Below are 15,435 nucleotides of genomic sequence, written 5' to 3'. Positions count from 1 at the left end.
ATTAGCGCAAGGTCCGAAGATCCCCTGCTTTCTCCCGTAGGACGTATGCGGTATTAGCATCCCTTTCGAAATGTTGTCCCCCACTAATAGGCAGATTCCTAAGCATTACTCACCCGTCCGCCGCTAGGTCCAGTAGCAAGCTACCTTCCCCCGCTCGACTTGCATGTGTTAAGCCTGCCGCCAGCGTTCAATCTGAGCCATGATCAAACTCTTCAGTTTAAAATCAATAGTACTTAAAGGCTACCAATCTTGGCTCATCAATTACTGACAAAAATTTGCTCAAATAAACTTCGAGTAATTTCTACCATCAATCAATGAAAATAATTTCGATCGATCAATCAGTAAAAATCCACACAAGTTGTTCTTCATAATCTCTTAATGATCTTCTTACTGGTTCGTCACCAGCAAGCTAGGTCGGCTATATTACTCTTTATTTCTAAAGAGTCAACCGGTAATTCAAATTATTTTAAACTTATCAAATAAAACCTAACTTAATCAATTCAACCAAGTCATTGTTTTATCAGAAGTTTTAATCTTCATCACCGCCGATGGATGTGCATTCTACAGCATTTCACATCCGTTGCAACACCTTTTTTAAAATAATTATTTTGAGCGCACATTTTTCACTCAAATTACATTTTTTCATTCATATTTTGATCAAATTTGGTTTAATAGTAATAAATCAGGATTATTTGAACGTTTTTACTTATTATACGGCAAACATTTTGCCGTGCTAAAAGCGTCAGGACTATATATGCGCCAAACTTCTTTTTTATATGCAGGATTATTGTCACTTGTCGTAACAACACCTGTATTTGCAAATGACGAGTCTTCAGCACCTGTTGCTCAAGACTCAGAAGCTGCCAATAAATCAAAAACACAACAACTTGCGCATGCGGCGATGGTCAAGTCATCTGAAGTTGCAAAAAAATTATCTGTAAATGCAAATGCAGCACAATCAGAAGAAGATAAAGACCCTTTCCAACCGATCAACCGGAAAGTTTACGCATTTAATGATTATTTAGATGTCCACATTGCCCGCCCTGCTGCTGTGCAATATGTAGCAAAAACTCCAAAGGATATTCGTGAATCTTATCGTTTATTCCGTAAAAATTTGGGCGAACCGTGGAATGCGTTTAACCAACTCATCCAAGGACGACCGACACGTGCCGCAAAAAGTCTGGGGCGTTTTACTGTTAATACACTGACAACTTTAGGCTTTGCTGACCCTGCAAGCCGTCTAGGTCTAGAAACAGAAGATGAAAACTTTGGCGCGACTTTAGGTTATTACGGTATTCCTTCTGGTCCTTATATTGTTCTACCAGTGCTTGGTCCAAGCACATTGCGCCAAACCGTCGGTCTAGCAGTAGATAGTCAAGGACGTCCACAGAAATATATGCTTGATGGTCATGATGTGGCGTATTGGTCTGAGCAAACTTTACGTGGAATCGATACTCGCGCTCAATTACTGGATATTGAAGGTGTATTACAAGGCGATAAATATGCTCAAATTCGCGACATCTATTTACAACGCCTGAATTATTCAATTTCTGAGAAAAAAGGGATCGCTGAAGAAAACTTATTTATTGATGAAGAAGATGACGATATTGATGAATCTGAAGATAATTCAACAGATGTTTCATCTGATGATTCTACCGATTTCATTGATGACAGCAGTTCAGATGATACCGACACGGTAACAACTGAATAAATAAAATTTTTCAATTGGCTGGTGTGGTTTTTCCCTCCAGCCATCATTAGCTTGCTATAGTACACTTATTGTCTATCGAAGGATTCATCTAATTCTTTATGTATTTCATTCAACCTACTCGTGATATTCCATATTTAGATCAGGTACTTGATGCGCTTCCTAGCGTACAAATGATTAACATTGAAGATCTAGACTTGTATGATCCAACGATCATTGCAATTGCTGATGTTGCCGACTTTTTAAATCACCAATGGACACTTCCTACCATTGTGCTCGCTTTTGAGCATGAGGGCGCTGCATTGGCTCAAGCGTGGCAACAAGGTGCTTTAGCAGGATGGGTGTGGGACCATATTCCAACCAACCTTCAGGTGGCACTCACTAAAATTGATGCGCAATACAAACGCAATCAAGACAGCCGTGATCTCCCTTCTGCTGCAGATTTGCAAAAACGTTTACTGCCCAACCCGATTGAACTCCACAACTATAAAATTGAAACATTCTTCCAGCCTTCAGCCTATTTATCCGGTGATTGGTACGATTACTGGAAAATCAGCGATAAAGAAATCATGTTTTATCTTGCAGATGTATCTGGTCATGGGGTGACGAGTAGTTTACTGACCTCTTGGATGGCTGCTTTCCACGGTCGTTCAAAAACCCCGAGAGAACTCATCAAAAAGCTCAATGGCATGTTGGTTCAAGAAAATATTGAAAAGCACATTACCATGATTGCGGGGATACTCAATCTCGATACGCATGTCTTGAAATGGTCTAGTGCAGGCCATTATCCGCCGGCCATTTTATTTGAACCCGGTCTTCCCGCACGAATTTTAAATACCAGCAGCTTCCCACTCGGCTTAACTGAAGATCTAGAAGTTGAAGAGTTTGAATTTACCTTAAATCGTTATTCTCGCTTTGTAATTTGCTCGGATGGCGCACTTGAACCTTTTGACGGTGGATTGAATGAACAGCTAGGTCAATTGGTTTATCACTTGCAAAATCAATCATTTCAAGCACCAGACCATGTTGCTGACGACATTGCCATCCTAAGTTTACGTCGAATCAATTAATCACGAAATCAATCACTTAAACCGAATACGACTTTCTGATCATACTCGGCTACTTGAGTAAGCTGTGCCCCTATGGGATAATTTACTATCCTTCTCTGCAAATGGCATTTATATGTCAACAGGTCATGTTGAATATGCAAGCTTGAACGGAACGCATATTTTTAAGCTTATTGGCGAAGTGCGTGCCCAATCTTGTATTAGTCTAGACAAGTTATTAAACAAAATTGAACAGCAACAAAATGTCGTCGGTGCAATCGTTGATTTAACCCAAACGACATTTATCGATAGTACTGTTCTTGGCATTTTGGCGAAACTGGGTTTGAAGCTCAAACAAGTTCACCAAATCCAAGCGGTAATGTTGTCTACAAACTCTGATATCACAACGCTTGCCAATAGCATGGGTTTAGGTCAGGTGTTTGTTATTTTGAATTATTGTGGTGATCCAAGTGTATGCACTCGCGCACTTATGGAAGAACACATTACCCATAGCAATATGCTGAATACGGTTTTAGATGCACACAAAACGCTGATGAAACTAAATGATAGCAACCAAAATATGTTTGAGCCTTTGGTCAAACAACTGCAAAAAGAGCAGGATAATCTAGAGCAACCCAAGCAGCAAAATGTCTAATTTAGGTTAATCACAGCAGAGACCCTCTTCGCATGACTTTACTTTCCGTTGCACAAATGAATTCTCAAAATGACATTGAAGATAACTTCAAAGTGATCGAGTCATTGATGCAACAATGTCAGGCTCAAGGTGCGAGTCTCATTGTATTTCCTGAAAATTTTGTCTGCTTTGCCGCAGGTAAACAACGCGAAACCGCGGCGCAATTTGAAAGTATTCAGCAGCGACTAGAACAACTCGCACATCGTTATCAACTTTGGATTGTTGCGGGCACACTCCCATGCCCTTATCGTCCAGATGGTTCAATCATTCAAGATGGCCGTGTCCGTACTGTTAGCCTGTGTATCAGCCCTGAACGTACCGAAGCACGTTATGACAAAATTCATTTATTTGATGTACAAGTCGGTGATGCTGTCGGTGGATATCAGGAATCTCAATTTTTTGAACCGGGAACAGATGTCGTCGTTGCAAAAACACCTTTCGGCAATATTGGACTAATGGTGTGCTATGACTTGCGCTTTCCTGAACTTGCACTCACTTTACGCAGCCAAGGTGCAAATATACTGACTGCGCCTGCAGCATTTACCTACACCACTGGTCAAATGCATTGGCAATTACTGCTACAAGCACGTGCGATGGATAGCCAATGTGAGGTTTTAGGAGCTGCGCAACAAGGCTGGCATGGTGAAAAACGCCAAACTTGGGGTCATGCCGGCGCAAGCAATAGTCGTGGCCAAATTTTAGATATCATTACTAGCGAAGGAGCTGGCTTGATTACTGTTCCTTTTGACCTTGCCGAGCAAGAAGCTGTTCGTACTTCCATGCCTTTAATGCAGCATCGTAAAATTATTAATTTCTAATTCAATTCAGCTTTATACCGCAATTTTTTCTTCTATAAAAATTACAAAATCACTGCTTATTCTTTCGTCAAAATCCCACACGATAACAGCTCAATTCAATTCACAGGGATCATAACAATGCCTTTAGAAAAAGCGGTCTATACAGCAAAAGCAAAAGCAACCGGTGGACGTGATGGACGGGCTACCTCATCCGATGGAATTTTGGATGTTCAATTAGCAGTACCTAAAGAAATGGGTGGACCAGGTGGTGGCACCAACCCGGAACAACTTTTTGCAGCAGGTTATTCAGCGTGTTTTTTAGGTGCGATGAAATTTGTTGCCAACCGCGATAAATTAAATATATCTCAAGATGCCTATATTGAAGGTGAAGTTGGTATTGGTCCGATCCCGACCGGTTTCGGTATTGAAGTGACCTTAAATATTCATTTAGAAGGGATGGATCAGGCAGAAGCCCAAAAACTGGTCGATGCTGCACATATTGTCTGCCCTTATTCCAATGCAACACGTGGCAATATCAATGTAACGTTAAATGCGATTACCTGATGAACTCCTACCCTAAAACAAAATGTTTTAGGGTAGCTTCCTAAATTATCAAAATAAATTTTATAAAAAATATAGCCTTATATTTCAAACATAAATAAGATAAGACGAATAATTAAAACCGAGTTTATAAGAAATGTCTGCGTTATTTTATGTATGGGATGCTGAACAGCATCATTTTCAAACAACAATTTCTACATTAGAACAGGCAGAATATTTTGCAACCAATCCTCAAGATTTAGGTTTTACAGAAAATCTGAAAAATTGGCTCATTGAAGTTGAAAGTATTGTGACTAATCCTGAACTTGCAGAAAATTTCGATGAAGAAATTATCCAGTTCTTTAGTAATGTAAAGGGCTTCTTTAACTTTTCTACGAATGTTTTTGTGATTGAATATTTGCAGGAAAAAAGTAAATACCTTTATAAAATATTGGTCGAAACATTGCGCAAGCATAATCTCGTTGCTTTTGATGCAAAGCATTATGTGTTTTTCAGTCGGGATGTTATTTTTCCTGACCAAAAAAGCATTGAGCAAATGTTGAATGCCGTTCAAGCAGTGACTAAAGAACAGTTATTACAATTTAAAGCAGTTCCATCAAATAGTGATAAATTGAGTAGATTCGCTTACCAATGGTTAGAGTCAAATTATAATAAATTAAAATTTACAAAAATAGAAAAAAAGCATCAATATCCTACTTCAGATAATCTCTATAGGGATATAAATTCAAATATATATGAAAGTATTTTTATTCTATGTTCAAGAAAAAAAATGTTCTTGCTTATAGTGAATTAAGTTTGGCAAGTTACGTACAAGTTACACTAGATAAAGCAATCAAAATATTTAGAACACACCACATAAATGATAAAACCCTACAATATTTTCCAAATATTCATGGTATTGAGGGCGAGGCTAGCCATTTTAATAATCCCAAAGAACTACAACATATATTAAATCAGCTCTATGACTTTTTAATTTATGATGCAGAAAAACATAAAGATATAGAAACATTAAACCAATGGCTGAATCATGGAGATGAAAAAGAATATATTACAGGGCTAGGTGCTATCTCTCGTTTAGTCTTGGCGAAGCATGTTAATGATCCTTTATATAATCAATTGGTACAGGAAGCTTTACCCTATGTAAATAGAAATAAATTTTATAAGAATATGACTTTAGATCAATTCTATGAAAGATTAGAAATGGAAATAAAAGAGATTTTAGAAAAATAAGCTAATTTCATACCTACCAAAATATAAGATGCACTTTATAAGTACATCTTATATTTAAAAATTACAGAAAAACTCTCTACTCCGCCGCTTCATTGGTGACTCGAAGCACTTCTTCCAATGTGGTTTTACCGGCCAACACTTTGCGCAAACCATCATCCCGAATAGAACCCGACTGTTTACGCGCATAGGTTTCAATTTCATATTCCGCAGCATTGCCATGCACTAGACGGCGCATTTGATCATCGACCGGGACAATTTCATAAATGGCAGTACGCCCGATAAATCCGGTATGTGAACAGTGCTCACAACCTTTGGGTTGCGGTAACTTCAGTTCAGTGCCGACATCTAAATGGCGGAAAATTTCTGTTTCAAAAGCATCCGCTTCATGCCATGTTGCACAACGTGGACATAAGGTACGAACCAAGCGCTGGGCAATCACACCAATTAAAGAACTGGCAAGTAAAAACGGCTCAATCCCCATGTCTTTAAGACGGGTCACTGCACCAATCGCTGTATTGGTATGCAGCGTTGAAAGTACCAAATGGCCTGTTAATGACGCTTGTACTGCAATTTCAGCAGTTTCTAAATCACGAATCTCCCCGACCATCACCACATCTGGGTCTTGTCGAAGCATGGCTTTTAATGCACGAGCAAAGGTCATATCCACTTTGGTATTGACCTGTGTCTGCCCGATCCCTTCAAGTTGATACTCAATTGGATCTTCAGCAGTCAATATATTTTTTGAACCATCATTTAGATCAGACAATGCCGCATATAAGGTTGTGGTTTTACCCGAACCCGTTGGTCCCGTAACTAAAATAATGCCATGCGGACGATGTACCAGTTGTTTCAATCGATCATAGTCATGCTGCATCAAGCCCAAATGGGTCATGTTTAAACGCCCAGCTTGTTTATCGAGTAAACGCATCACCACACGTTCACCATAGGAAGATGGTAAGGTTGATACACGAACATCAACTTCTCGGCCCGCCAAACGTAGTGAAATACGACCATCTTGTGGAATTCGCTTTTCTGCAATATCGAGTTTGGCCATGACTTTGATCCGTGACACCAACAATGGCGCAAGTTCACGACGTGGCTGCACAATTTCACGTAACTGACCATCGACACGTAAGCGGACAGACAGCTTTTTTTCAAAAGATTCGATATGAATATCTGAAGCTCCAACACGAATTGCTTCCGACAATAAAGCATTGATTAAGCGTACAATCGGCGCATCATCTTCCTGATCCATCAAATCTTCAGCTTCTGGCACAGAGTCCGCAAGGCTAAGTAAATCAGGATGATCTTCCAGACCCGCTGCCACTTGTTGAGACTCACCGGTGTCTCCGGCAAAGCTTGCACTGAGTAATTGATTAAACTCTTGCTCACTACATAATTGATATTGTGCAGGATGCCCTAAATAGCGACGTGCTTCTTGCAAAGCCAGTAGTGGCGTGCTGTCACGACGCACAATAAAAGCTTGATCACCCTCATATCGAAGCAATACGCCATGACGTTTGGCAAAACTATATGGTATTTGTAATTGTTTAAGTACTTGCATCACGCATTATAATGATGAAAAAAGTTGTTTTGAGTGTACTCTAAGCATCTGACAGCGTGAAGTCTGTTTTTAGGATTTATCAGGACAAGGGATATACGCATTGCCATTAGAAAATGATTTGACTGAAAAGGAATCCCCAAAACGTAAATGGTGGGGGGAATATCAATTTGAACTGAATCACCCGCGCAGTTGGCAGTTTGGGTCTTTATTGTTCCGTGTAACGCGCGGCATGCAAGAGTGGCGTATGGAATACCATCGCCCGACCTTTCAGTTTGACTATGAGCAGCAATGGCATCTGATTCAAGACCCTGAATTTGGTTTTCCACAACCCATTAAAATGGAACGCTATATGTTCCGCCAGACGCATGACAAAATTCAAATCATGCCACGTTTGGCCGATCGGTCTGTGGTGATTAAACCAGTCGATCCGATTTATATTCCAGCTGGACAGCGCGGAACGCTATATATCAGCACACCGCTTTGGATTGCTGGTTTTGTCGAAGGTCTTAGAGAACCCTTGTTTGATATACCTGTTATTCTACCAAAAGATACCTGGTTTGGTCCGAATCATCGAATGGGTGAAATTTGCTATGCCACAGCAGTTGATGGTCGTACAGAACTTAAACAACTCAAACCTCGTGCTTTTCGTGCTGTAACCCCTATTGAGTTTCATAACGTGAGTAATCAACAGATTCGCTTTGACCGTATGAATGTCCCTGTACCGGCTTTGCCATTATTTTATAGTGAAAGTACAGGACGTTTATGGACTTCACAAATTCGGGTCGTGCATGAGGGTCATGACAAACCGCCGCGGGTCAAAATTGAAAACCGTACACCGCCACAAGCAGGTGACGTGATTTATCTGCATCCGCCACGCGAGTCAGCCAATGTGCTGTTCAATATGTTTGATTCATTTTTCTAACGGTGAGCCATGGCAGATTTAAATATTTCGACAGAAATTACCAGCAGCCTAAAAGGAATGGTCGCCAATCTCAATACTGATCGGCTGACAGAATTATTGGTGGCCGTTTTACTGGCAGTCATCGGCTTTCTGATTGCACGTTTTATCTCAAACACCTTTATCCGCACTGTAGGTATGCGTTTCAATGCCCATCAGCAGTTGGTTTGGCGTCGCGGGATTTTCTATTTCATCTTTATCATCTTTGTGATGGCCAGTTTAAAAGAAGCCGGCTTTAAACTCAGCGTCTTCTTGGGTGCAGCAGGTATTTTAACGGTCGCACTGGGTTTTGCCTCGCAAACGTCCGCATCCAACCTGATCAGCGGGATGTTCTTGATCGGTGAAGGGTCTTTTGAGGTTGGTGATACCATTCAATTGACACTGATTCGTGGGCATACCATTGAAGGTGAAGTGATCTCGATTGATTTGTTGTCGGTCAAATTACTTACGCAGGACAATGTCTATGTTCGTTTGCCAAATGAACAACTGATTCGGGCACCTGTACATAACCTGTCTAAGTTTCCAATACGGCGAATTCCAATTACCCTTGCGATTAACTTTCATGAAGACATCATCAAAGTCCGCGAAGTTCTATTAGATGCCGTTAGTAAATATCCATTGGTCTTGGCCGACCCTAAACCTGCCGTGACCGTCACTGCCTTTCGTGAATCTTCCATTGAGCTGCTTTTTGCCATTTGGTGTCAAAGAGAGAATTTCCTAAAAGTCCGTGATGAGATGCAAGAACGGATTCGTAATGCCTTTGTGGAAAATAAAATTGAAATTCCTGTACCGAAAATGGGTTTTGTTGACCACCCGCTTTCTACACAAGCAAGCGATGCCGACGTCGATCAATATGCCAATGCACAAGAGATTCAACGAGAACCTCAACTCAAATAATGGTCTATCGACTTGATATGAAAGGCCCTGCATATCTTCAAATGTGCAGGTTTTTTTTATCATGTACTTTTATAGCCATCGACCTGTATAGCTTAGTGATCTCGTACCTTTAAGAATTTCATCATGGTTCAACCTTGTCATTCGGCATGGGTGCAATATAGGCAATCAAAAGCATGGCAAAACCTGCCGCCATAAATGAAATCACTCGCATGAGTGTGCCGACATGAGATAAATCCAGCAAAACCAATTTCAAAGTGACCAAGACCAAAATACTGCCGCCGAGCAGCCAAACTGAACGTAATTGGCGCTGAGTGGCAAAGCGCATACTCACCAAAGCCAATAACACCCACAGCACAGTAAAACTCAGTTGAACGGTCGCATCGCTCCAAATGTCTAAACTGTTATAAGGCGTATCCAGATACCTATGTAAGGCACGAAGCACGACATAGCTACTTAACCAAAGTAGCCCAAGGACACTCAACACGGCAGCCAAGCTACGATCTAAACCAGCTTTTAACTGTTGATTCAACATCCATAAAAAAGCCGCTAACAACAGCAAACTCACTGCATCAAAAGGATTCAGTATCGGCAAGATATATCCCACAAAGGCTTGCTGACTAAATAATTGCGAACTGATGATCCAACTTAAAGCCAAAAACAAACTGCTACGCGCTTGCCAAAACATTTTCCAGACCGGTTGCTGCGCTTGCCAATAACACCATGCACAAAATATCAGCGGCAAAATTACCACACTGATATACGGCATACTGGGTATCAGCGTCAGACTGGTCCACGCCAAGCTACTCAAAATTCCGAGACTGACCCATTCTTTTTCTTCACGCACACCGAGTAATGGTCGTAGCCAAAGCAGCGTCAAGCTCAGCCCAGCGAATGCAAAATAAATCTGCTCCATCGTTGAATGCCAAATTAACTGACCGTTCTCACTCACTGAAATGACTTGGTACAGCCCCATCACATAAACAGGCACTAGACCCGTCCACTTAATGATGGACCAACTCCACGAAGCTTTTCGCTTTAACAAGCCTTCATTTACCAACAGATAGGCCACACTGACGATCAATAGACTCAAGGCCAATTGATGGCTAGTCTGCAACCAATCTAAGAGCAACATGATGAACATGGTGGTTGCTGAGAGCATTTGCACACATTGAAAGGCAATACTCGAACTTGAAAGCTGTTTATGAAATGCAGGAACAGCATGCGTCACGATAATGGCCGCCAAATAGCTCAAACACACGCCCCAATACATCTGTGCAGGGAAATGTGGCAGTTGAACCAAATAATACAGACTTGAACAACCCGCCATCACCAAGAGCGCCATGCCTAAATAACGGCTGATATTGGACTGCTTGTATAGGGCATATATAAATATCAATGCTCCTTCAACTGCCCAACCGACCACACTCCACTGCTCTTTCAATACTATCGGTGGAATCAATGCCAAGAAAATTAAGGTCAAACTCAAATAACTTTGTGCAATCAGTGGGATCACAGCACTACGTTTACTGATGCTATACAGTGCGGCAAAAAGCGCTGCGAATAGCAAGCTATATCCCGCCTGCCATACGGTTTCCTCAAAATACATCAAGTACAATGCCAGATAAGCAAGCACTGGCGAAGCAAATATCAGTGCAATATCCAAGGCTGGTTTGAGCTGAAAATGCGCAAGATCCTGTTTTGCCAATAACTGACTAAAACGAAAACCGAGCCAAATAAAAATCGCAGCGTGAGCTAAAACCAACACGCTCATCATCTGACGTTCGGTGGTGTATCCGTGGTAAAAAGCATATCCACCACCCATAATCACCGTCATCAAAAATGCGATTTGATTCAGATATTTCCACGGTCTTAAAGTACTCATGACTGCAACAGCCAGATTAATTACAAGATAATAGGCAATAAATTCCGTTGCAGTTGCATCACGAACAGGCAAGGTAAATGGCACAAGATAGGCGATCAGCATTGCCATAATTGCCAGTTCTACCGACTGTTGTTTCAGACTGAGCCAAATCGTCAATGCCATAAGTGCAGCATACAGTAGACAAGCTATGCCAAAGCCCGGAATCACGGCATTGTAATAGGCAAAAAATAAAGTCAAAAACAGCGCTGCAAGACCTAGACCTTCTAGAGCCAAGGCAAAACTGCGGTTTTTGGTTTGCAGCCAAAAACCCAGTCCGACAACACCAGCACTGCTCAAACTCACAATCAGCAATTTCATGGCCAAGCTTAGTTGCCAATGCTCTGTGGCAAATCTAAGTAATAACACCACGCCAATCACCAAGACCAGTACCGCCACTTTCAACACGGGATTACCTTGAAAAAGCCATTGCTGAATTTGATTAGATAGATTTGGCGCAATCTTGGATGGTGTATTAGAAGGTGTTGAATTGAATGGTGTCTGATGTCTAGCTTTACCAATTTCCGTCGCGGGATGTACAGATGGTGTATCGTCAGAATCAAAATTTTCAGGACGGTCTATTGTCGACGCTGATATTGAAGTAGCTGCATGAATCGATTGCGACTGGAGCGCACGTCCTTGCAATAAATGCAGCTGATGTTCCAATCGTTTCAGCCAACGCAGAAAAAAATAAACCCACAGGCTAATCCCAATCGCAACCAAGTATCCCAGTTCTGTTAACAGCCCAACGACCGTTAATAACGATGCAATATATAACGGAACCTTTGATGTCACTTGGAATGGTTGTTTTGATGAACTCAGTGCATCAGCGCCGTGCTGTAAATCATCGACATAATTCATCAAACTGAGCATAAAACCAATGCCGCTGATATAACTCAAGATACGGATGTCTAAGTACCATGCCCCGATCCCTACCATAATCAGCGACATCAACCAAATCATCTTGAGTTCATTATTCTGTTTCAGCATACCTGCTTCGTCATTTTCCTGAATGTTTTGATGATACATGAGCCCGACGGATGGATTAAAACTATTCATCAGTGATTCGGTAAGTTACATATACAATCTAGACTCTGCGTGCGGGCAAAAAATCACGTACAATAAAACCGTTTTTAGGATTAGGAAATTATCAATGCCACCATTTGTCTTGGTCGATGGCTCATACTTTTTATTTCGTGCTTACCATGCACTGCCACCATTAACCACTTCAACCGGTTTGCATACCAATGCAATCCGAGGTGCCATTTCTGCCATCCAAAAATTAATGCGTCGTATTCAACCGACGCATATGGCCGTTATTTTCGATACACCTGAACCAACCTTCCGTCATGAATTGTCCCCAATTTATAAGGGTGACCGTCCAAGTATGCCCGAAGAATTATCACAACAAATTCCATATCTTCATGCATTAATTCGTGCTCTAGGGATTCCGCTGCATATGTTGCCGGGCGCTGAGGCCGATGACATTATCGGAACTTTAGCCAAACGCGCTGAAGCAGCCGGTCATCAAGTTTTGATCTCCACCGGTGACAAAGACATGGCGCAGCTCGTTACTGAGCGTGTCACTTTAGAAGACAGCTTCAAAGACAAACCGATGGACGTTCAAGGCGTTTTTGAAAAATTTGGGGTGTGGCCGAATCAAATCATTGACTACCTCACGCTGATGGGCGACGCCTCTGACGGCATTCGTGGTGTGCCCGGTGTTGGCGCAAAAACAGCAGCAAAACTTTTAACCGAGTACGGTTCGATTGGCGGCATTTTAGAAAATGTTGACAGTATTAAAGGTAAAGTCGGTCAAAACATTAAGGACAATGTCGAAGGGATTACTCTTGACCACCAACTGGCGAGCATTGTTTGCGACCTCGACATGGGCCTTAAATACGAAGATCTGAAACTTGCCGATCCAAATATTCCAGCACTGCGTGATTTATATACGGAACTAGAATTCCGTAACCAACTGCAGTCATTAGATCATCCGAACAACCCCAATGGTGCAACCTACAAACAAGCAGCCAAAGCCATCAACACCAAGGCGACTGTAGCCAATGCACCTGAAGTTGAAGATCAAGCGGACAAAACCAGTGTTGATGACTTACTTGGTGAAGCACGTTATCACACGGTATTGACTCAAGAAGATTGGGATGTGTTATTTAAACGTCTAAATACTGAAAAGCGTTTTGCCTTTGATACTGAAACCACTAGCCTCGACTACCGCGTGGCACAGATTGTGGGTTTCTCGGTGGCTTTAGATGCACATGATGCCTATTACGTGCCGCTTGCGCATGATTATGAAGGTGCGCCGAAACAACTTGATCGCGACACGATCCTGAATCAACTCAAACCTTTACTTGAAGATAATGACGTACAAAAAATTGGTCATCATCTCAAATATGATGCACATGTCTTAGAAAATCATGGTATTCATTTGGCAGGTTGGTATTTCGATACCATGTTGGCCTCTTATGTCCTCAACTCTGTGGCAACTCGTCATGGAATGGATGACGTCGCGCGTTTGTATTTAAGTCATCTCACAACGACGTTCGAACAAGTGGCGGGCAAAGGTGCAAAACAAAAGACCTTTAACCAAATTGAGCTTGAAACTGCAGCCCATTATGCCGCAGAAGATGCCCATGTGACCTATCGTCTGTATGAAGTACTCGATAAAAAGTTACAAGCCCATCCGGAACTGATCAATATTTTGCACAATATTGAAATGCCGGTTGCCCGTGTTCTAACCTCTATGGAAGAAAACGGCATTGAGCTAGATATGAACTTCCTCGACCAACTCGGTGTGGAATTTGCCAATACCATTCAAAATTTAGAAACAGAAATTACCGATCTTGCGGGTCAAAGCTTCAATGTCAGCTCACCTAAACAAGTGGGTGAGATTCTGTTTGATAAATTAGGTTTAAAAGGCGGTAAGAAGACCTCTACAGGTCAGTACAGTACCAGTGAAAGTGTCTTAGAAAAAATCGACCATCCGATTACCGACTTAATTTTGGAATATCGTGGTCTCTCTAAACTGAAAAGCACTTATACCGATGGTCTGTTAAAACAAGTGAATAATGACACACATCGTGTGCATACCAGTTACCACCAAGCTTTAACGGCTACAGGTCGTCTGTCATCTACCGATCCAAACTTACAGAACATTCCTGTCCGTGAAGATATTGGACGTCAAATCCGTAAAGCCTTTATTGCACCTGAAGGTCGCATTTTACTGGCAGCCGATTACTCGCAAATCGAATTACGTTTAATGGCGCATTTCTCGCAAGATCATGCATTGGTCGATGCTTTTAATCATGGACAAGACGTACATAAACGTACTGCGGCAGAAGTTTTGGGCATTCCACTCGATGAAGTGACCAGCAACCAACGTCGTCAAGCCAAAGCGGTGAACTTCGGCCTGCTCTATGGTATGTCTGAATTTGGTTTGACCCGTCAGTTGGGTTTCACTCGAGAAGAGTCGCGTAACTATATTGGTAAATACTTCCAACGCTACCCTGGTGTTTTGGAATATATGGAACGTACTCGCCAAGTTGCACGTGAACAAGGTTTTGTGGAAACCATTTTAGGTCGTCGTCTGTATACACCAGACATTATGGCGAGCAACAAAATGGTGAAACAAGGCGCTGAACGTGCAGCGATCAATGCACCACTACAAGGTTCTGCGGCAGATATTATTAAATTGGCTATGATTGCAGTCGATAAAATCTTACCGAAAGATCAAGCCAAAATGTTACTGCAAGTACACGATGAATTGGTATTTGAAGTTGATGCTGCAATTGCCGATGAACTCTCTGCCCAACTGGCTGAAGTCATGCAGTCTGTGTTGAAAATTTCCGTTCCACTGATTGTGGAAGTCGGTCAAGGTAATAACTGGGACGAAGCACACTAATTCATTCACGTTCATTCACGCCTTTCTCCCTCTAAGAGGAAGGTTGGGATAGAGGTGAGATATTTCTACTAACTAAGAAATTTCTTGTTTTACACCTCATTTTAAATCCACAAAAAAAGGACGCCTCGGCGTCCTTTTTAATT

At 41.7% G+C, this 15,435-nt stretch carries 12 protein-coding genes and 1 rRNA gene; 10 read left to right on the top strand and 3 right to left on the bottom strand.

Going from position 1 to position 15,435, the window contains the following annotated elements; genetic code table 11:
- A 16S ribosomal RNA gene (locus FTU65_RS09850) occupies positions 1-219 on the bottom strand; the annotation flags it as partial.
- A 535-nt stretch (positions 220-754) separates the two neighbouring features.
- Here FTU65_RS09850 and FTU65_RS09845 point away from each other — a divergent pair.
- The 7 genes from FTU65_RS09845 to FTU65_RS16335 all read left to right on the top strand — a co-directional run bounded on the left by FTU65_RS09845 (position 755) and on the right by FTU65_RS16335 (position 6,036).
- On the top strand, positions 755-1,711 hold the full coding sequence (locus FTU65_RS09845; protein WP_180065847.1) for a VacJ family lipoprotein: 957 nt from the start codon (positions 755-757) through the stop codon (positions 1,709-1,711).
- Between the two features lie 98 nt (positions 1,712-1,809).
- Positions 1,810-2,778: an RsbU family protein phosphatase GigA gene (gene gigA, locus FTU65_RS09840; protein ID WP_078192616.1), complete on the top strand. Its 969-nt coding sequence runs from the start codon at positions 1,810-1,812 to the stop codon at positions 2,776-2,778.
- Between the two features lie 112 nt (positions 2,779-2,890).
- Entirely contained in the window at positions 2,891-3,409 is a 519-nt protein-coding gene (gene gigB / locus FTU65_RS09835; RefSeq protein ID WP_180005045.1) for an anti-anti-sigma factor GigB, read from the top strand.
- Positions 3,410-3,441: 32 nt separating this feature from the next.
- Positions 3,442-4,266 (top strand): carbon-nitrogen hydrolase family protein, encoded by an 825-nt coding sequence (locus FTU65_RS09830; protein ID WP_180065849.1) that lies wholly within the window; start codon positions 3,442-3,444, stop codon positions 4,264-4,266.
- A 117-nt stretch (positions 4,267-4,383) separates the two neighbouring features.
- Positions 4,384-4,809, top strand: coding sequence for an organic hydroperoxide resistance protein (locus FTU65_RS09825; protein ID WP_180065851.1), 426 nt, complete (start codon positions 4,384-4,386; stop codon positions 4,807-4,809).
- Between the two features lie 133 nt (positions 4,810-4,942).
- Positions 4,943-5,599 carry a hypothetical protein gene (locus tag FTU65_RS16340; protein ID WP_257222711.1) on the top strand — a complete coding sequence of 219 codons (657 nt, stop codon included), beginning with the start codon at positions 4,943-4,945 and terminating at the stop codon, positions 5,597-5,599.
- Entirely contained in the window at positions 5,560-6,036 is a 477-nt protein-coding gene (locus FTU65_RS16335; protein WP_257222992.1) for a hypothetical protein, read from the top strand. The genes FTU65_RS16340 and FTU65_RS16335 overlap by 40 nt, the downstream gene beginning before the upstream one ends.
- Positions 6,037-6,112: 76 nt before the next feature.
- Here FTU65_RS16335 and gspE read toward each other — a convergent pair whose 3' ends face one another.
- Positions 6,113-7,600 carry a type II secretion system ATPase GspE gene (gene gspE, locus FTU65_RS09815; protein WP_180055948.1) on the bottom strand — a complete coding sequence of 496 codons (1,488 nt, stop codon included), beginning with the start codon at positions 7,598-7,600 and terminating at the stop codon, positions 6,113-6,115.
- A 100-nt stretch (positions 7,601-7,700) separates the two neighbouring features.
- Here gspE and FTU65_RS09810 point away from each other — a divergent pair, with 100 nt between their 5' ends.
- A complete protein-coding gene (locus tag FTU65_RS09810) occupies positions 7,701-8,522 on the top strand; it encodes a hypothetical protein (RefSeq protein WP_180065853.1) in 822 nt (273 codons plus the stop codon).
- A 9-nt stretch (positions 8,523-8,531) separates the two neighbouring features.
- Entirely contained in the window at positions 8,532-9,455 is a 924-nt protein-coding gene (locus FTU65_RS09805) for a mechanosensitive ion channel family protein (RefSeq protein ID WP_180065855.1), read from the top strand.
- A 121-nt stretch (positions 9,456-9,576) separates the two neighbouring features.
- On the opposite strand, the gene FTU65_RS09800 is transcribed toward FTU65_RS09805, so the two are convergent.
- Entirely contained in the window at positions 9,577-12,363 is a 2,787-nt protein-coding gene (locus FTU65_RS09800; RefSeq protein WP_180066745.1) for a DUF2339 domain-containing protein, read from the bottom strand.
- Positions 12,364-12,526: 163 nt separating this feature from the next.
- Here FTU65_RS09800 and polA point away from each other — a divergent pair, with 163 nt between their 5' ends.
- The gene (polA, locus tag FTU65_RS09795; RefSeq protein ID WP_180011791.1) at positions 12,527-15,292 is read left to right on the top strand and encodes a DNA polymerase I; all 2,766 of its coding nucleotides are present in this window, start codon (positions 12,527-12,529) and stop codon (positions 15,290-15,292) included.
- Positions 15,293-15,435: the final 143 nt, after the last annotated feature.

Origin of the sequence: Acinetobacter sp. YH12129 (assembly GCF_013418685.1) — a bacterium.
GTDB classification, from domain to species: Bacteria; Pseudomonadota; Gammaproteobacteria; order Pseudomonadales; family Moraxellaceae; genus Acinetobacter; species Acinetobacter amyesii.
The sequence above is the reverse complement of the archived record's forward strand: the minus strand, read 5'-3'. Positions and strand labels throughout refer to the sequence as shown.